Raw genomic sequence first — 17935 nt, 5'->3', positions numbered from 1 at the left:
CAGGTATCTGCGGCAGTCGGGGCGGCGAGCTTAGCATGTTTGCCGCGCCCGACTGCGCCCCAGCCAAAGGTCGGAACCGCCCGATGGCACTTGCGAACTGGCGTGTCGATCAGTACAAAGCGCCCAGAGCCGGGCGGTATTGTTCTCACCCCCGCCGTGCCAAGAACGCTTGAAGAGTTGAGGTAGTAGCCGATGAAGAAGTGGCAGTGTGTGGTCTGTGGCCTGGTTTACGATGAAAGCCTGGGCTGGCCGGATGAAGGCATAGTCGCCGGAACCCCGTGGCAGGATGTTCCGCAAGACTGGCTGTGCCCGGATTGCGGCGTCGGCAAGCTGGACTTCGAGATGATCGAAATCGCTTAATCGAGCCTGCCACGCCTGCGGGCGGGAAATACTCAGTGCAACGGCGGCCTTTGGTCGCCGTTGGCATTTTTAATCGATCGAAAGCTCTCGCAGCCAGGGGATGGCGCGGCCTATTCTCGGTCGGGCCGGGATTCCTGGGTGTTGGCGGCAGCGGGCAATTGCGCTAGGGTCAAAAACGACGTTCCGCACGGCGGAGGCGAGTGATGCGCAAGTGGCAATGTGTGGTGTGCGGCTTTATCTACGACGAAGCCGAAGGGCTGCCGGAAGAGGGCATAGCCCCGGGGACTCGCTGGGAGGATATCCCGCCGGATTGGCAGTGCCCGGACTGCGGCGTCGGCAAGATAGATTTCGAGATGATCGAAATCAGCTAATAGACTGTTCAGCACTGCGGCGCAGGGACAGTTTGCGTGGCACAGCGCTGCGTATGGCCAATGAGCATTTTGAACTCCGCGTCCTCGGCACTGTTCGCCTGGCCATTCCCACGTTCGCGCCGCTTTAACCTAGCGGTTGTTAGTTTTAATTCTCCGCGCCGGCCTCTGGGCTGTCGCGTCGTCGCAGTCTTAGGAGTGAGTGATGAGTCCAGCTGTGGTGATAGTCGGCACCGGCCTGGCCGGTTACAACCTGGCCAAGGAATTTCGCAAGCTCGATGCGGAAACGCCGCTGCTGCTGCTTACCGCCGATGACGGGCGCTCCTATTCCAAGCCGATGCTGTCCACCGGCTTCGGCAGGCACAAGGACGCCGATGGCCTGAGCCTGGCCGAGCCGGGCGCCATGGCCGATCAGCTCAAGGCCGAGATCCGCACCCATACCCGGATCACCGGCATCGACCCCGGCCATAAGCGCCTGTGGATTGGCGAAGAGGCCGTGGCTTACCGCGATCTGGTGCTGGCCTGGGGCGCGGAAACCATCCGGGTGCCGGTGGCCGGCGATGCCCAGGACGCGATTTTCCCGATCAACGATCTGGAGGACTACGCGCGTTTCCGGGCGGCGGCGGCGGGCAAACGCCGGGTGTTGCTGCTCGGTGCCGGCCTGATCGGTTGCGAGTTTGCCAACGACCTCAGCCTCGGCGGCTATGCGGTCGAGCTGGTGGCGCCCTGTGAGCAGGTGATGCCGGGGTTGCTGCACCCGGCTGCGGCGGCTGCGGTGCAGGCCGGCCTGGAAGGACTCGGTGCGCGCTTTCACCTCGGCCCGGTACTGGCCAGTCTGCAGCGCACGGCGGAGGGGCTCGAGGCCCATCTGTCCGATGGCACGCGGCTGCAGTGCGATGTGGTGGTCTCGGCCGTCGGCCTGCGCCCGCGTATCGACCTGGCGGCGGCCGCCGGGCTGGCGGTCAACCGCGGTGTGGTGGTGAATCGCCAGCTGCAGACTTCCCACGCGAATATCTTCGCGCTCGGCGATTGTGCCGAGGTCGATGGCCTCAACCTGCTCTATGTGCTGCCGTTGATGAGCTGTGCGCGGGCCCTGGCCCAGACCCTGGCGGGCACGCCGACCGCGGTCAGCTATGGGCCCATGCCGGTGCTGGTGAAAACGCCGGCCTGCCCGTTGGTGGTCTCGCCGCCGCCGCGGGGTTCGAGTGGGGAATGGACGGTCGAGGGTAGCGGTGCCGATATCAAGGCGCTGTGCCGCGATGCGACGGGGCGCTTGCTGGGTTATGCGCTGACCGGCACTGCCGTGCAGGAAAAGCTGGCATTGAATAAGGAACTTCCGGCTCTGTTGGCGTGAATGTCCGCTGTTCTGTCGGGTCAGTCGTGAAGTTGCTCCGGAAAATTGTCGGACACGACTGGCGCAGGCCCCAATGGCGTGCCATCCTCCCTCGAGTCTGCCGCAGCGCAGAGCTGTTGCGGCGCCTTGGGCGCTGCTCTGGAAGGGCAGCACGGACACAACAACAACAAACCGTCAAAGGGGCTTTCTATGCGTAAACCGGAACTTGCCGCCGCCATCGCGGAACATGCCGATCTCACTAAAGATCAGGCCAATCGTGTACTCAATGCCGTGCTCGAAGAAATCACCGGCGCGCTGAACCGTAAGGACAGCGTGACCCTGGTCGGCTTCGGCACTTTTGTGCAGCGCCACCGTGGCGCGCGCACGGGGAAAAACCCACAAACCGGCGAGCCGGTGAAGATCAAAGCCAGCAACACCGTCGCCTTCAAACCGGGCAAGTCCCTGAAAGACGCCGTGAACTGAGCCTTGGACGCCCGGAGCTAATGGGCTCCGGGCGCGCTCGGCAGCCCCGGCTCACCCAGCGAAAGGCTGGCTGTAGTCCTCGCGACAAACCGCTACAATGCGCCGCCGTTTCATTTCCCCCGAGGCCGTGCGCATGAAATTCCGTTTTCTCCTCTGGATGCTGGGCCGCCTGATGGCCAAGGCCAGTCGTGACAATCCCGCGTTTCAGCAGCAACTGCAGGGCCGCGACCTGGTGTTCCAGTTGCATACCCTGGACGGCAAGATCGCCCGGCATTTCGTCGTCAAGAATCAGCGCGTGGTCAGCCAGCGTGGCAGCGTGGCCCAGCCGGATTTCGCCCTGGGCTTTAAAGATGCGGCCTATGGCTTCGCGACCATGAGCGCCAAGAACAAGCAGCTGGCCTTTATGCAGGGCATTCAGGGCAAAGACATCCAGATCCAGGGCAACCCGGCGCTGGTGATCTGGTTCCAGGGGCTGACCAAGTACCTGGTGCCGAAGAAAAAAGCCGCAGAGAAAAAAGCCGCCTGAGTCCCGCTCTGCCGCGTTGCCGCGGGTCGGCATCCGCCTGCTCTGCGAGCAGAGCGCCCCGCTGATCCAGCGCGGCTAGCCAAAAGCGCAGCAGGCCAAGGTGGAAAAGGCTTTTGCGCTGAGGGCTGTGCTTGGGTTTGGCTCAGCCGCTAGCCCAGGCTGCTTCGGCCATAAGCAGGATCCGGCGCAAGGACTTTCGCCCGTGTATAACCATTCGGCGTGCTGACTGCTGGGGCCGCCGGATCACACTTGACCGTATTGCTGGCCGTGCCGTAACCAGCGTTCCAGCAGCGGGCTGACATGCTGCGGCCAGCGCGCCAGCAGGGCTTGCGCGGCATCGCGGACGGCCGGCAGCAAGTCCGCGTCGCGCATCAGGTCGGCGACCTTGAACTGCAGCAAGCCGGTCTGCCGGGTTCCGAGCATTTCGCCGGGGCCGCGCAGCTCCAGGTCTTTCTCGGCGATCAAGAAGCCATCGCAGGTCTCGCGCATGATGCCCAGGCGCTCACGGCCGAGTTGCGACAGCGGCGGATGGTAGAGCAGCACGCAGTGGCTGGCGGCGCTGCCACGGCCGACCCGCCCGCGCAGCTGATGCAGCTGTGCCAGACCGAGGCGCTCGGGGTTCTCGATGATCATCAGGCTGGCATTCGGCACGTCGACGCCGACTTCGATCACCGTGGTCGCCACCAACAATTGCAACTGACCCTGCTTGAACCGGGCCATCACCGCGGCCTTCTCCGCCGGCTTCATGCGCCCGTGAATCAGCCCGACATGTAGGCCGCCGAGGGCCGCGGAGAGATCCTCGAAGCTGGTCTCGGCGGCCTGGCAGGTCAGCTCCTCGGACTCCTCGATCAGCGTGCAGACCCAATAGGCCTGGCGCCCCGCGTGGCAGGCCGAGCGCACCCGCTCTATCACGTCGAGGCGCCGGCTGTCGGCCACCAGTACGGTGTTGACCGGGGTGCGACCGGGCGGCAGCTCGTCGAGGATCGAGGTGTCCAGGTCGGCATAGGCGCTCATCGCCAGGGTGCGCGGAATCGGCGTGGCGGTCATGATCAGCTGGTGCGGGCACAGGCGCCCGTCGACGCCCTTCTTGCGCAGGGCCAGACGCTGCTGCACGCCGAAGCGGTGCTGCTCGTCGATCACCACCAGGGCCAGGCGCTTGAACTGCACTTCATCCTGAAACAGCGCGTGGGTGCCGATCACCATCGGCGAACCATTGGCGATCTGCTCCAGCGCGCGGGCGCGAGCCTTGCCCTTGAGCTTGCCGGCCAGCCAGGCGACGTCGAGACCGAGCGGTGTCAGCCAGCGCTGGAAGTTGATGAAGTGCTGCTCGGCGAGGATTTCGGTCGGCGCCATCAGCGCGACCTGATAGCCGGCCTCCAGCGCCTGCAGCGCGGCGAGGGCGGCGACCACCGTCTTGCCGGCGCCGACGTCGCCCTGCACCAGACGCAGCATGGGTTCGGGCTGGCTCAGGTCGTAGGCGATTTCGGCGCCGACCCGTTGTTGCGCGCCGGTCGGCTGGAAGCCGAGATTGAGCAGGAACTGCTGTGGCAGGCGCTTGGCCAGCGGCAGTTGCGGTGCCTCTTGGGCGCGCAGGCTTTCGCGCAGGCGCTGCAGCGACAGTTGGTGGGTCAATAACTCTTCGAAGGCCAGGCGATGCTGGGCCCAGTGCCGGCCCTCGGCCAGCTCCTGCAGATTGGCGTCGGCCGGTGGCCGGTGCAGGTAGCGCAGCGCCTCGTCCAGCGGGCCGAGCCGGTAGTCGCGCGCCAGCTCGGCGGGCAGCCAGTCCGGCAGGCTGTGGGGGCCGAGTCGCGCCAGGGTCTGCTCGCTGAGCTGGCGCAGGCGCTGTTGGGTCAGGCCCTCGGTGGTCGGGTAGATCGGCGTCAGCGTCTGCTCCACCGGGATCGGCTCATGGCCATTCAGTGCGCGGTATTCCGGGTGATAAATCTCCAGTCCCGAGGCCCCCGGCCGCGCTTCGCCGTAGCAACGCAGCTGGGTGCCGCGTTTGAGGCCGTCTTTCTGCGCCTGGCTGAAATGGTAGAAGCGCAGGCTCAAGGTGCCGCTACCATCCTGCAGGCGCACCAACAGGCTGCGGCGTTTGCCCATCAGCACGTCGGCGCCGGCCACCACGCCTTCGATCACCGCATCCTGACCGGGGCGCAGGGCACCGATCGGGATGATGCGGGTGCGATCCTGATAGCGCAGCGGCAGGTGAAACAGCACGTCCTGCAGGCTTTCCAGGCCGACGCGGGCGAGCTTTTCCGCCAGGGCGGCGCCCACGCCTTTCAGGGCGGTGACGGACACCGCGGCCAGTTCAGTCATGGCGGCTGGGCCTCAAGCCTCTTGGGCCAGCGGCCGGGAGACCGAGCACAGGCGGATCGAGTCGGCCAGCACCTCGATCGCCCGCGGCCGCGGGAAGCTCGCGCGCCAGGCGATGGCCACGGTGCGGAACGGCACCGGCGGGGTCAGCGGGCGCACCTCGAAGACGCCGGGGGCGTAGTGATGGCTGTCGACTGCGGAGAACGGCAGGATCGAGATGCCCATGCCGGAGGCGACCATGTGCCGAATGGTTTCCAGCGAGCTGGATTCCACCGTGGTGTGCTTGCCGTGGTCTTCGCCGCCCTTGCGCAGGGTCGGGCAGGCCTCCAGCACCTGATCGCGGAAGCAATGGCCTTCGCCCAGCAGCAGCAGGCTCTTGTCGTTGAGTAGTTCGGCGTCGATGCTTGGTTTCGCCGCCCAGGCGTGGCCGCTGGGTAGCAGCACGTAGAACGGCTCGTCATACAGCACCTTGGTCAGCACGTCGGCTTCCTGGAAGGGCAGCGCGATGATGACCGCGTCCAGTTCGCCGTTGCGCAGCTTGTCGCGCAGCACGTGGGTGAAATTTTCTTCGATATACAGCGGCATCTGTGGCGCGACGCGGTGCAGCTGCGGGATCAGATGGGGAAACAGGTACGGGCCGACTGTGTAGATGGCACCGACCTTGAGCGGTGCGGCCAGTTGGTTCTTGCCGGCCTGCGCCAGTTCGCGGATGCCTTGCGCCTGCTCCAGGACCTTTTGCGCCTGGGTGACTATGCCTTCACCGACCGGGGTCAGGCGCACTGCGCTCTTGCTGCGCTCGAAGATCAGCACGCCGAGCTCGTCTTCGAGCTTCTTCACGCCGACAGAGAGGGTCGGCTGGCTGACATGGCAACGCTCGGCCGCCCGCCCGAAATGCTGCTCTTGAGCCAGGGTGACGATGTAGCGCAGTTCGGTGAGGGTCATAGGGTTATTCCATTGAAGTGCGCCCAAGCATAGCGGCTGCACTCAATGGAACCAACCAGGCCGGCACTCTAATGCCGGGCACAGGCCTGTCAGCGGCGATCCAGGGAGTAGACGAAGGGCGCCACGACTTCCACGCTGCCGCCGCTCAGCAGTTCCGCCGGTGGTTTTGGCAGTGGCTGGGCCCGCTTGATCATCGCCAGGGTGGCGCGATCCAGCGAGGCGCTGCCAGAGGTACCCGCCAGCGCAACACCGAGCACCCGGCCGTCGCGATCGACGCTGAAACGTACCTTGCTGGTGCCTTCGAAACCACGCCGGCGGGCGTCATCGGGATACCGCTTATAGCGGGCCAGATGGCTGAGCAGCTTGCTCTGCCAGGTCACCTTGGCGGCCGAGGGCGCACTCGTGCTGCTCGGTTGCGCGGCTGCTGGCGCAGCAGGGGCGGCGGGCGGCGCGGGACGCTCCTGCGGCTTGGCCTGTTCGACCGGCTTTTCCTGCGGCTTGGGTGGTTCCACGGGTTTTTTCGGCGGCTTGGGCTTGGGTTTCGGCTTGGGTTTTTCAACCACCAGCTTGGGTTTGGGCGCTTCGACCACCTCGGGCTGCGGTTCCGGCTCCGGTTGCACGATTTGCGCAGGCGCGGGTGGTGGCGGGGCGACTTCCGGCAGCGGCGCCAGTTCGAGCAGCATCGCCGGTGGCGGCAATTCGACCGCCACGGCTTCCGCGTGCCAATACAGCGCCCAGACCCCCAGGCCAAGATGCAGACCCAGGACCAGCAGCAGGCTGATGGCCCAGCTCGACAGTTTGTGGCGGCTCTGGGTCATCGCTGCCCGACCGTCTCAAGCCCGACCAGGCCGACTTTCAGATAGCCGGCCGCGCGCAAGGCGTTCATCACCTCCATCAGATCGGCGTAAGCCACGCCCTTGTCGGCGCGGAAGAAGATGGTGGTGTCTTTCTTCGCCGCGGTCTGTTGGTCCAGCACCTGCCCGAGTTGTTTACGCTCGATCTGCCGATCGCCAAGGAACAGGCTCTGGTCTTCCTTGACCGTCAGGTACACCGGCTTGTCCGGCCGTGGCTGTGGTTCGGCGCTGGCAGCGGGCAGGTCGACCTTGATGTCGACGGTGGCCAGGGGCGCCGCGACCATGAAGATGATCAACAGCACCAGCATGACGTCGATAAAGGGCGTTACGTTGATCTCATGCGCTTCGACGAGATCATCGCCGCCATCATTCAGATGAAGTCCCATACAAAAGGCTCTGTTGAAGTTTAATGATGGCCGCGCCACAGCAGGCCCGGCCCTTCGGGTTGTGCCTGCAAGCGCGGTTCTTCAGAGCCTTAGCCCACTTTCACCATGTGTGGCTGGCTGCGTTCAGCCGGCAGGTGGTCGAGATCGCGGCTGACCAGCAGCAGGACTTGTGCCGAGGCGTCGGCGACCTGGGCCTTGTAGCCGGCGATGGAGCGGGCGAAGACGTTGTAGATGACCACCGCCGGTATCGCCGCAACCAGGCCCAGCGCGGTAGCCAGCAGGGCTTCGGCGATGCCGGGAGCGACCACCGCGAGGTTGGTGGTTTGCGACTTGGCGATGCCGATAAAGCTGTTCATGATGCCCCAGACGGTGCCGAACAGACCGACGAAGGGTGCGGTCGAACCTATGGTGGCGAGTACCCCGGTGCCTTGGCTCATCTGCCGGCCGCAGGCGGCGACCAAACGCTCCAGGCGGAAGCTGACGCGCTCCTTGATGCCTTCCTTCTCGCGGGTGTTGGCCGACAGGCGCATCTCCTCGAGCGCATCCTGCACCAGCAGGTGCGACAGGCTGCCGGTCTTGCTGGCCTGTGCGCCGGCCTCTTTCAGCGAGCGGGCCTGTTTCAGCGTGGCCAGTTCGGTGCGCAGGCGACGTTTGGCGCCGAGCAGCTCAAAGCCCTTGGCAATCCAGATGGTCCAGGTGATCACCGAAGCCAGGGCCAGGCCGATCATCACGATTTTCACGATGATATCGGCGTTCTGGTACATGCCCCAGGGCGACAGGTCGCTCGCCAGGCCCTGTTCCGCCGCCAGTGGGTCGACTGCCCCTTCGCGCTGTTCCAGCGCGGCGGTGGCTTCCGGGCTGAGCTCCGGCTGCCCCGGGTTGGCGGTTGCTGCGCTGGCGGGCGTGCTGGCCTGGGCTGCCGGGTTGGCGACGGGCTGTTCGGCAAAGGCCACACTGGGCGCCAGTAGCAGGCTGAACAGCAGTGCGGCGAGGCTACGCCAGGCGCGTGGCAGGTTGGGAAGACGGGTTGGCTGCGTGCTGGATGGGATAGGATTCATGCTGGCCGGACCTGAGAGAAAGAAAAACGGCTTGTCCATGGATGCGCTTGCGGAGGCACCCAAAACGGGCGTGCATTATTGCAAGTAATTCTTGTTAACAAAAGTAATACCGTCTCTTTCGTGTTTTCTTTCTCGGGTAGAGGCTTTGCCCTTGGCTCTTGCAGCGCTAGGCTGCGAGCTTTTTTGTGGAGTTCAGTGATGCCTGATACGCCCTCTGTATTGATTGCCGGTTGTGGCGACGTGGGTGGCCGCCTTGCCGAACGACTGCTGGCGAGCGCTTGGACCGTCTATGGCCTGCGCCGTAATGTTGCTGCGTTGCCGGCGGGTGTGCTGCCGGTGGCGGGTGATTTGCAGCGCAACGAGTCGCCCGCGGCCTGGCCGACCGGCGCTCTGGATTACCTGGTCTATAGCGCCGCGGCGACCCAGGCCGATGAGGCAGGTTATCGCGCGGCGTATGTCGAGGGCCTGCGGCATGTGTTGGGCTGGCTGGCGCAGCACGGGCAAACGCCGAAGCGCTTGCTGTTTGTCTCCAGCAGCGGCGTGTATGGCCAGCAGCAGGGCGAATGGATCGATGAGAACTCCCCGGCGCAAGCCCTGAGTTTTTCCGGGCAGGTGATGCGCGAGGCCGAGCAGCTGGCGCTGCACAGCGGGATTGCGGCGAGTCTGGTGCGCCTCACGGGTATCTACGGGCCGGGCCGCGAGTGGCTGCTGACGCAGGTACGGCAAGGCTACAGGGTGACGGTTGAGCCACCGCTGTATGCCAACCGCATCCATGTCGACGATGCCGCCGGGCTGTTGGCCTTCCTGCTGCAGGCGGATGCCCGCGGTGTGGCGCTGCAGGACTGTTACCTGGGTGTCGACGACGCGCCGGCGGCGTTGGCGGAGGTGGTGGCCTGGCTGCGGGAGACTCTGGGCGTCACCCAGTGGTCTGCCGAGGCGACGGTGCGGCGTGCCGGCAGCAAGCGCTGCAGCAATGCCCGTGCCCGCGCGCTGGGCTGGGCGCCACAGTATCCGAGCTATCGCGAAGGTTATGAAGCCGTGTTGGCCGGGCACTGAATCTGCTTGGTGGCTGGCTATGAGCTGGGTTTCGCCTAGGCTCTACCCGGCCTAGGTCCAGGCCCTGAGAAGAAGCTCAGGCTGGGTGCTTAGTCGCGTTCCAGCAACCAGCGTAATTTGCCCGGCGCATAGTCCGGCATCTCGTCAATCTGAGCGCGGTTGAGGGCTTCGAAGATTTCCAGTTGCTCGCCGTCGCGCTTGAAGATCCAGCTATTGCCCTGTTCGCCGAGTTGCAGCCAGAGGCTGTCGTGCTCGCCGCTCATGGCGGCGCAGTCGCCGGCCAGGCACAGCGCGTAACGTTGCGCACCGGGTAAGCCCTCGACTTTGCCGTCCGGCTGGAACTGCACCAAGCCGCCGGCGCCGGGACCTTGTTCGATCGTCCAGGTGCCGCCGAGGTAGGCGGCGTAGAGGGTCTGTTCGAAGCTGCTGCCGGGCGGGGCATCCGCCGCCACCTTGACTGGCGGGCGGGCAAAGCGTTGCTCGGGGCCCGACTCGCTTTCTTCCTGCAGCAGCTGATCGCCGTTCAGGCGCAACTGCTCGTGGTAATCGCCGTAGAAATCCACCCGCCAGCGCGCCTCCGGCTCGGCGACCAATTGGCCTTCGCCCAGCTCGAAGCCGTTGCTGAAGGTCGCCAACTGGCGGGGGCCGTCGATACGCCATTCCAGATTGGGGCCGTAGGCCAGCAGGGCTTCGCGCAGGTTACCGCCTTGCGCCGCGGCATCGATCGCGGCCTGGTTGATCCAGATCCCGCTCGGGTCGCGGTTGGCCTGGCTGCTGCAACCGCTTAGCCAGGTTGCCAGCAGTAACAGGGCGAGCGCATTGCGCATGGCAGATTCCTTTCTTGGGGCGGGAGAAAGGGGCGGCCCAGTCTGGGCGCGCCCCTTCAGCGGCTTACTCGATGACCAGAATAGCGTCCATTTCCACCTGGGCGCCGCGCGGCAGAGCGGCTACGCCGATGGCGGCACGCGCCGGGTAGGGCTGCTGGAAGTAGCGGCCCATGACCTCGTTGACCTTGGCGAAGTGCGACAGGTCGGTGAGGAAGATGTTCAGTTTGACGATGTCTTTGAACGAGCCACCGGCGGCTTCGGCCACGGCTTTGAGGTTCTCGAACACCTGCACGGTTTGCGCTTCGAAGCCTTCCACCAGCTCCATGGTCTTCGGGTCGAGCGGGATCTGCCCGGACATGTAGACGGTGTTGCCGGCCTTGATGGCCTGGGAGTAAGTGCCGATAGCGGCCGGTGCCTGCTCGGAAGTGATGACGCTCTTGCTCATGAAAAACTCCTTGGGGTTTTTTGTTTTAGCGAGGGTGGCTAACGCCATGCGTCAGCCGCCGTTGAATCTGCCCTAGGCGCGCACGCGGGAGATGTGCACCACCCCTTTCAGGGCACGCAGCTTCTTGATCACGCGGGCCAGGTGCACGCGGTCGTGCACGCTGACGACCAGTTGAACCACGCTGATGCGGCCATCGCGCTCATCCATGCTGATTTTTTCGATATTGCCGTCGGCGGCGTTGACGCTGCTGGCCAGCAGGGCGATTAGGCCGCGCTGGTGCTCCAGTTCGATGCGCAGCTCGACGTTGAACTCGCCGACCACATCCTTGGCCCAGGACAGTTGAATGCACTTTTCCGGGTTGTGGCGGATTTCGCTGATGTTCTTGCAGTTGTCCAGGTGCACCACCATGCCCTTGCCCGCGGACAGGTGGCCGACGATCGGGTCGCCGGGGATCGGCGTGCAGCATTTGGCATAGCTCAGCACCAGGCCTTCGGTGCCGCGAATCGCCAGCGGGCCTTCGGCGCTCGGCAGTTGTTCCCCCTCGCGGGCCAGCAAACGGCGGGCGACCACATAGGCCATGCGGTTGCCCAGGCCGATGTCTTCCAGCAGGTCTTCGATAAGCTCCAGGCGGTATTCGCCGAGCACCGCCTGCACCCGTTCGGCGGGGAGTTTGTCCAGATGGCTGTTGAAGCCGGCCAGGACCTTGTTCAACAACCGCTCGCCGAGGCTGATCGACTCCGAGCGGCGCTGCAGTTTCAGCGCATGGCGGATGTGCGTGCGGGCCTTGCCGCTGACCACGAAGTTGAGCCAGGCCGGGTTCGGCCGCGCGCCCGGGGCGGTGACTATCTCCACCGTGGCGCCACTTTGCAGCGGCTCGGACAAGGGCGCCAGACGCCGATTGATCCGACAGGCGATGCAGGCATTACCGACGTCGGTGTGTACGGCATAGGCGAAGTCGACCGCGGTCGAGCCTTTCGGCATCTCCATGATCCGCCCCTTGGGCGTGAAGACGTAGACCTCGTCGGGGAACAGGTCGATCTTCACGCTCTCGATGAACTCCAGGGAGTTGCCGGCGCGTTGCTGCATTTCCAGTACGCCCTTGACCCACTGGCGGGCGCGGGCGTGGGTGCCCTTGGGCTGGTCTTCCTCGTTGGATTTATACAGCCAATGGGCGGCGATGCCGTTGTTGGCCATCTCTTCCATCTCGCGGGTGCGGATCTGGATCTCGATGGGCACGCCGTGCATGCCGAACAGGGTGGTGTGCAGCGACTGGTAGCCGTTGGCCTTGGGAATCGCGATGTAGTCTTTGAAGCGCCCCGGCAACGGCTTGTACAGATTGTGCACGGCGCCGAGTACGCGGTAACAGGTGTCGACCTTGTCGACGATGATGCGGAAGGCGTAGACGTCCATGATCTCGTTGAACGCCCGGCGCTTGCCGCGCATCTTCTGGTAGATGCCGTACAGGTGTTTCTCGCGGCCCAGCACCTCGCCTTCCATGCCTTCGCGGGCCAGGCAGTGGATCAGCGACTCTTCGATCTTGTTGACGATTTCCTTGCGGTTGCCGCGGGCGCGCTTGACCGCCTGGCGAATGCGCTCGGAACGCATCGGGTGCATGGCCTTGAAACCCAGCTCCTCGAATTCCACGCGCATGCTGTGCATGCCCAGCCGGTTGGCGATCGGCGCGTAGATTTCCAGGGTTTCCTTGGCGATGCGTCGGCGTTTCTCGCCGGCCAGCACTTCCAGGGTGCGCATGTTGTGCAGGCGGTCGGCCAGCTTGACCAGGATCACGCGGATATCGCGGGCCATGGCCATGGCCATCTTCTGGAAGTTTTCCGCTTGCGCCTCGGCCTTGGTCTCGAAGTTCATCTGGGTCAGCTTGCTGACCCCGTCGACCAGTTCGGCGACGGTTTCGCCGAATTGCGCAGTCAGCGCTTCCTTGGCGATGCCGGTGTCTTCGATCACGTCATGCAGCATCGCGGCCATCAGGCTCTGATGATCCATGTGCATGTCGGCGAGGATATTCGCCACCGCCAGGGGATGGGTGACGTAGGCTTCGCCGCTGCGGCGGCGTTGGCCGTCGTGGGCTTGTTCGGCGTAGAAGTAGGCGCGCCGGACCAGGTTGACCTGCTCGGCGCCGAGGTAGGTCGAAAGCCGATCGGCGAGGGCGTCTATGCTCGGCAAGGCTGTGCTCCTTGCCGGCTGGGTTCCCGCGCCGTGTGACTTCGACCAGGCATAGGCTTACAGGGCCTCGTTGGCCTCGTCCTCGAAAGAACCGAACAGCGGTTCGTCTTCGACCATTTCTTCCTCGGCGATCACGTTGTAATCGATCAGGCCGGCAGCGATTTCGCGCAGGGCGACCACGGTCGGCTTGTCGTTTTCCCAGGCGACCTTCGGCTCTTTGCCACCGGTAGCCAGTTGGCGAGAGCGCTTGGTTGCGAGCATGACCAGCTCGAAGCGGTTATCGACGTTGTCCAGGCAATCTTCAACGGTAACGCGAGCCATGGTATTCCTCGTAGCGACGTATATAAGAGCGAAAAACTGTGCCCAGATGGGCTATTGGACTGAATAGTCTAAAAAATAACCAGCCTTTAGGGAAGCGCAGATTTTTTCGGCGCCTCATTCGGGCTAGGCCAGCAACTGGCTGAGCAGATCGCCGAAGCGCTGCAGCTGAGGCCGTTGTTGCAGCCGATTGGCGCGGAAAATCGCCTTCAGGTCGTCCAGCGCCGTGGCGAAGTCATCATTGATCACCAGATAGTCATACTCGACATAGTGGCTCATTTCGCTGACCGCTTCACGCATGCGCTGCTCGATGATCGCATCGCTGTCCTGGCCGCGGTTGTTCAGGCGCTGGCGCAACGCTTCTTGCGAGGGCGGCAGGATAAAGATCGACCTGGCTTGCGGCATCAGCTTGCGGACTTGCTGTGCGCCCTGCCAGTCGATTTCCAGGATCAGGTCGAAACCTTCGGCGAGGGTCTTCTCCAGCCAGCGCTGCGAGGTGCCGTAGAGGTTGCCGAAGACTTCCGCGTGCTCGAGGAACTCGTTGCGCTCGAGCATCTGCAGAAAGCTGTCGCGACTGACGAAGTGATAGTTGAGCCCATCCGTTTCACCCGGACGCATGCCGCGGGTGGTGTGCGACACCGAGACGCGAATCTGCGTCTGGGCGTCGATCAGGGCCTTGACCAGGCTGGTCTTGCCGGCGCCGGAGGGCGCGGAAACGATGTAGAGGGTGCCGGGGGTGGCGTGCATGTCGGGTTCGCCTTACTCGATGTTCTGTACTTGTTCGCGCATTTGCTCGATCAGCACCTTGAGGTTGACCGCCGCCTGCGTGCTGCGCGTATCGAAGGCCTTGGAGCCGAGGGTGTTGGCCTCGCGGTTGAGTTCCTGCATGAGGAAATCCAGGCGCCGGCCCGCCGCGCCACCGGCTTTCAGCACGCGCCGGACCTCGCTGACGTGGGTGCTCAGGCGATCCAGCTCTTCGGCGACGTCGCTTTTTTGCGCAAGGAGAACAAGCTCTTGCTCCAGGCGCTGCGGCTCCAGTTCGGCCTGCATCTCGGCGCAGCGGTCGAGGATTTTTTGCCGTTGCCCGGCGAGCATCTGCGGGATCAGCCCGCGCAGGGCGCTGACTTCCTCGCCGATGTTGTCCAGGCGCTCATTCAGCAGCTTGGCCAGCTCGGCACCTTCGCGCGCGCGGCCATTTTTCAGCTCGCTCAGGGCCTCGCTGAACAGCTCCAGGGCGGCACTGTTGAGGGCCTGCGGGTCGGCGGCATCGGCGACCAGCACGCCCGGCCAGGCCAGGACTTCCAGCGGATTGAGCGGTGCCGGTTGTTTGATCAGGCTGGCCACGCTTTCTGCGGCGGCGATTAGCTGAGCCGCGCGCTCGCGATCCAGCTGCAGCGCTTTGCCGGCGGTGTCTTCGGCAAAGCGCAGGGTGCACTCCACTTTGCCGCGTGACAGGCCCTGGCGCAGGGCTTCGCGCACCGCGCCTTCGAGGTCGCGGAAAGACTCCGGCAGGCGCAGCTGCGGCTCCAGGTAGCGGTGGTTGACCGAACGCAGTTCCCAGCTCAGCGTGCCGTTGGCACTGGCCCGTTCGACACGGGCGAAGGCGGTCATGCTGTGCACCATGGGGTGACCTCGCGAGAATAAGAGGGTACGAAAGGCGCAGGATTGTAGCGCAGTGCGTCGGTAGCTCCCAATTTGGCGTGTCGCCCCGCCTGTGCGGCCCTATAATGCCGAGCAGATTTCCGTCCCGAATAGGTATTTCCAAATGAAACGTCCCAGTGGCCGTGCCGCCGATCAGTTGCGCTCGATCCGCATCACCCGTAACTACACCAAGCACGCCGAGGGCTCGGTGCTGGTGGAGTTCGGTGACACCAAGGTGATCTGCACGGTCAGCGTCGAGTCGGGAGTGCCGCGTTTTCTCAAGGGTCAGGGCCAAGGTTGGTTGACCGCCGAGTACGGCATGTTGCCGCGCGCCACCGGCGAGCGTAATCAGCGGGAAGCCAGCCGTGGCAAGCAAGGCGGGCGGACCCTGGAGATCCAGCGCCTGATCGGCCGGTCACTGCGCGCCGCGCTGGATATGTCCAAGCTGGGTGAGAACACCCTGTATGTCGACTGCGACGTGATCCAGGCAGACGGTGGTACGCGGACCGCGTCGATCACCGGCGCCATGGTCGCGTTGGTCGATGCGCTGAAAGTCATCAAGAAGCGCGGTGGCTTGAAAGCTGGCGACCCGCTGAAGCAGATGATTGCGGCAGTCTCTGTCGGTATGTATCAGGGTGAGCCGGTGCTGGATCTGGACTACCTGGAAGACTCCGCCGCCGAGACCGATCTGAATGTGGTGATGACCAGTGACGGTGGTTTTATCGAGGTGCAGGGCACTGCAGAGGGCTCACCTTTCCAACCGGCCGAGCTGAATGCCATGCTGGCGCTGGCGCAGAAAGGCATGAGCGAGTTGTTCGAGCTGCAGCGTGCGGCGCTGGCCGACTAATTTCCCAGCTATCCAAGGAGGACCAGCATGAACGAGATCCAGACCCCGGTGCCGACACCCAGCCAAGAGGTGCGCCAGTGGGCGATGTTCTGCCACTTCGCGGCTTTTATCGGATTGGTGTTTCCCTTCGGCAATCTACTGGGGCCGCTGATCGTCTGGCAGATCAAGAAGGATCTCGATCCTTTTGTCGATGCCCAGGGCAAAGAGGCGCTGAACTTCCAGATCACCGTGGCGCTGGCGGCGTTAGTGTGCATTCTGCTGATGTTGGTGGTGATCGGTTTCGCCTTGCTGGGGTTGCTCAGCATCGGTGCGCTGGTGCTGACCATCATCGCCGGGATCAAGGCCAACGAAGGTCAGGCCTACCGCTACCCGTTCTGCTGGCGCTTGCTGAAGTAAGTTCGCGCAGACAACAAAAAGCCGGCTCAGCGCCGGCTTTTTGTTGTCCCGAGGTTCAGTTACACACTCAGCGTCCAGTCATAGTCGACAATCAGCGCAGCATGCTGAGAGAAGCGTGGCTGGCGGGGTAGCCGGGCGCCGCGGACAACGCGGCGTAGGCCGGGTGTCAGCAACTGATAGTCGAAGCGGTAGCCTAGGTTGAGCATCTCGGCCTGCTCGCTGTTCGGCCACCAACTGAATTGGTCGCCTTCGCGGTTCACTTCGCGCAGCGCATCGACGTAGCCCATGGTGCCGACGACTTCGTCCATCCACGCCCGTTCCGGCGCGAGAAAGCCCGGCTCCTGCTGGCAGTCGCGCCAGTTCTTCACATCCAGCTTCTGGTGGGCAACGTAGAGTGAGCCGCAGTAGATGTACTCACGGCGCTTGCGACGTTGCTTGTCCAGATAGTGGGTGAAGTCGTCCATAAACTTGAATTTCTGGTTCAAGTTCTCGTCACCGCTCTGCCCGGAAGGCAGCAGCAGGGTGGCGATACTCACTTTGTCGAAATCGGCCTGCAGGTAGCGCCCGTAGCGATCGGCTGTCTCGAAACCGAGCCCGCTGATCACCGCCTTGGGTTGTAACCGCGAATAGAGTGCCACACCACCTTGGTCGGGCACTTCGGCATCGCAGGCATAGAGGAAATAGCCATCCAGTTGGAGGGCCGGGTCGTCCAGTTCAAAGGCGGAGGCACGGGTGTCCTGCAGGCAGATGACGTCGGCATTCTGAGCCTGCAGCCAACTGAGCAAACCGCGCTCGACTGCAGCCTGAATACCATTCACGTTCACACTGATGATCCGCATAAATGGCCCCCAAAAACACGTGCGTGTATGATACCCGAGCTCATCCTTATTAGCTAAACCCACAGCTAAATCCGTGCCGTTCGGGGCTTTTTTATGCAGGCGTACCAGCGCGAGTTCATTCGTTTTGCCATCGAGCGCGGCGTGCTGCGCTTCGGTGAGTTCACCCTCAAGTCGGGCCGTACCAGTCCGTATTTCTTCAATGCCGGCTTATTCAACAGCGGTTTGGCCTTGGCCCAGCTGGGGCGCTTCTACGCTGCGGCGCTGGTGGAGAGCGGGATTGCCTTCGATGTGCTGTTTGGGCCCGCCTACAAAGGCATTCCGTTAGCCGCGACCACCGCGGTGGCCTTGGCCGAGCAGCATCAGCGCGATCTACCCTGGTGCTTCAACCGCAAGGAAGCCAAAGACCATGGCGAAGGCGGCACGCTGGTCGGTGCGCCCCTGGCCGGGCGGGTGTTGATCATCGACGATGTGATCACCGCCGGTACGGCGATCCGCGAAGTGATGCAGATCATTCATGGGCAGGGTGCGCAAGCGGCCGGCGTGCTGATCGCGCTGAATCGTCAGGAGCGCGGTCAGGGCGAACTGTCGGCGATCCAGGAGGTCGAGCGTGACTTCGGCATGCCGGTGGTGAGCATAGTTTCGCTGCAGCAGGTGCTGGAATACCTGGCCGATGATGCCGAGCTGAAGCAGCATCTGCCGGCGGTGCAGGCCTACCGCGCGCAGTACGGAATCTAATAACCTGTTCAAGATCTGCTGCGC

General features: G+C 64.0%; 21 protein-coding genes. 9 read left to right on the top strand and 12 right to left on the bottom strand.

Going from position 1 to position 17935, the window contains the following annotated elements; translation table 11 throughout:
- The first annotated feature begins 192 nt into the window (after positions 1–192).
- The 5 genes from FFS13_RS10660 (at position 193) to FFS13_RS10640 (ending at position 3070) form a co-directional block, all read left to right on the top strand.
- Positions 193–360: a rubredoxin gene (locus tag FFS13_RS10660; protein ID WP_137819072.1), complete on the top strand. Its 168-nt coding sequence runs from the start codon at positions 193–195 to the stop codon at positions 358–360.
- Positions 361–563: 203 nt separating this feature from the next.
- Positions 564–731, top strand: a complete 168-nt coding sequence (locus tag FFS13_RS10655) for a rubredoxin (protein WP_137819071.1) — start codon at positions 564–566, stop codon at positions 729–731.
- A 202-nt stretch (positions 732–933) separates the two neighbouring features.
- Positions 934–2082: an NAD(P)/FAD-dependent oxidoreductase gene (locus tag FFS13_RS10650; protein WP_137819070.1), complete on the top strand. Its 1149-nt coding sequence runs from the start codon at positions 934–936 to the stop codon at positions 2080–2082.
- A gap of 189 nt (positions 2083–2271) precedes the next feature.
- Positions 2272–2544 (top strand): HU family DNA-binding protein, encoded by a 273-nt coding sequence (locus FFS13_RS10645; protein WP_137819069.1) that lies wholly within the window; start codon positions 2272–2274, stop codon positions 2542–2544.
- A 133-nt stretch (positions 2545–2677) separates the two neighbouring features.
- Complete coding sequence (locus tag FFS13_RS10640) at positions 2678–3070, top strand: SCP2 sterol-binding domain-containing protein (protein ID WP_137819068.1); 393 nt, start codon at positions 2678–2680, stop codon at positions 3068–3070.
- 243 nt (positions 3071–3313) lie between these two features.
- On the opposite strand, the gene recG is transcribed toward FFS13_RS10640, so the two are convergent.
- The 5 genes from recG to exbB form a co-directional block, all read right to left on the bottom strand.
- Positions 3314–5389: an ATP-dependent DNA helicase RecG gene (gene recG / locus FFS13_RS10635; protein WP_137819067.1), complete on the bottom strand. Its 2076-nt coding sequence runs from the start codon at positions 5387–5389 to the stop codon at positions 3314–3316.
- Positions 5390–5401: 12 nt separating this feature from the next.
- Complete coding sequence (locus FFS13_RS10630) at positions 5402–6328, bottom strand: hydrogen peroxide-inducible genes activator (RefSeq protein WP_137819066.1); 927 nt, start codon at positions 6326–6328, stop codon at positions 5402–5404.
- An 89-nt stretch (positions 6329–6417) separates the two neighbouring features.
- Positions 6418–7146 (bottom strand): energy transducer TonB, encoded by a 729-nt coding sequence (locus FFS13_RS10625; RefSeq protein WP_137819065.1) that lies wholly within the window; start codon positions 7144–7146, stop codon positions 6418–6420.
- The gene (gene exbD / locus FFS13_RS10620; RefSeq protein ID WP_137819064.1) at positions 7143–7568 is read right to left on the bottom strand and encodes a TonB system transport protein ExbD; all 426 of its coding nucleotides are present in this window, start codon (positions 7566–7568) and stop codon (positions 7143–7145) included. The genes FFS13_RS10625 and exbD overlap by 4 nt, the downstream gene beginning before the upstream one ends.
- 89 nt (positions 7569–7657) lie before the next feature.
- Entirely contained in the window at positions 7658–8626 is a 969-nt protein-coding gene (exbB, locus tag FFS13_RS10615) for a tonB-system energizer ExbB (protein ID WP_137819063.1), read from the bottom strand.
- Positions 8627–8824: 198 nt separating this feature from the next.
- Between exbB and FFS13_RS10610 the strand changes: the two genes are divergently transcribed.
- Positions 8825–9682, top strand: coding sequence for an NAD-dependent epimerase/dehydratase family protein (locus FFS13_RS10610; RefSeq protein ID WP_137819062.1), 858 nt, complete (start codon positions 8825–8827; stop codon positions 9680–9682).
- Positions 9683–9771: 89 nt separating this feature from the next.
- Here FFS13_RS10610 and FFS13_RS10605 read toward each other — a convergent pair whose 3' ends face one another.
- The 6 genes from FFS13_RS10605 to FFS13_RS10580 form a co-directional block, all read right to left on the bottom strand.
- Positions 9772–10509, bottom strand: a complete 738-nt coding sequence (locus FFS13_RS10605; RefSeq protein ID WP_137819061.1) for a hypothetical protein — start codon at positions 10507–10509, stop codon at positions 9772–9774.
- Positions 10510–10573: 64 nt separating this feature from the next.
- Entirely contained in the window at positions 10574–10954 is a 381-nt protein-coding gene (locus FFS13_RS10600; RefSeq protein ID WP_119953193.1) for a RidA family protein, read from the bottom strand.
- Positions 10955–11026: 72 nt separating this feature from the next.
- Positions 11027–13135, bottom strand: a complete 2109-nt coding sequence (spoT, locus tag FFS13_RS10595) for a bifunctional GTP diphosphokinase/guanosine-3',5'-bis pyrophosphate 3'-pyrophosphohydrolase (RefSeq protein WP_137819060.1) — start codon at positions 13133–13135, stop codon at positions 11027–11029.
- Positions 13136–13192: 57 nt separating this feature from the next.
- A complete protein-coding gene (gene rpoZ, locus FFS13_RS10590) occupies positions 13193–13456 on the bottom strand; it encodes a DNA-directed RNA polymerase subunit omega (protein WP_137819059.1) in 264 nt (87 codons plus the stop codon).
- 123 nt (positions 13457–13579) lie between these two features.
- A complete protein-coding gene (gene gmk, locus FFS13_RS10585; protein WP_137819058.1) occupies positions 13580–14200 on the bottom strand; it encodes a guanylate kinase in 621 nt (206 codons plus the stop codon).
- 12 nt (positions 14201–14212) lie between these two features.
- Complete coding sequence (locus tag FFS13_RS10580) at positions 14213–15076, bottom strand: YicC/YloC family endoribonuclease (protein WP_137819057.1); 864 nt, start codon at positions 15074–15076, stop codon at positions 14213–14215.
- Between the two features lie 142 nt (positions 15077–15218).
- On the opposite strand from FFS13_RS10580, the gene rph reads away from it, so the two are divergent.
- Together rph and FFS13_RS10570 are read left to right on the top strand one after the other, a co-directional pair.
- Entirely contained in the window at positions 15219–15941 is a 723-nt protein-coding gene (gene rph, locus FFS13_RS10575; RefSeq protein ID WP_137819056.1) for a ribonuclease PH, read from the top strand.
- 27 nt (positions 15942–15968) lie between these two features.
- Entirely contained in the window at positions 15969–16337 is a 369-nt protein-coding gene (locus FFS13_RS10570; RefSeq protein WP_137819055.1) for a DUF4870 domain-containing protein, read from the top strand.
- A gap of 59 nt (positions 16338–16396) precedes the next feature.
- Here FFS13_RS10570 and FFS13_RS10565 read toward each other — a convergent pair whose 3' ends face one another.
- Entirely contained in the window at positions 16397–17176 is a 780-nt protein-coding gene (locus tag FFS13_RS10565; protein WP_137819054.1) for an exodeoxyribonuclease III, read from the bottom strand.
- A gap of 93 nt (positions 17177–17269) precedes the next feature.
- Between FFS13_RS10565 and pyrE the strand changes: the two genes are divergently transcribed.
- Positions 17270–17911 carry an orotate phosphoribosyltransferase gene (gene pyrE / locus FFS13_RS10560; RefSeq protein ID WP_137819053.1) on the top strand — a complete coding sequence of 214 codons (642 nt, stop codon included), beginning with the start codon at positions 17270–17272 and terminating at the stop codon, positions 17909–17911.
- The last annotated feature ends 24 nt before the right edge of the window (positions 17912–17935 follow it).

It is taken from the genome of Pseudomonas sp. 2FG (assembly GCF_005502935.1).
GTDB lineage: Bacteria > Pseudomonadota > Gammaproteobacteria > Pseudomonadales > Pseudomonadaceae > Aquipseudomonas.
Note: the sequence above shows the minus strand (reverse complement) of the source record. Positions and strands in the feature narration are given on the sequence as shown.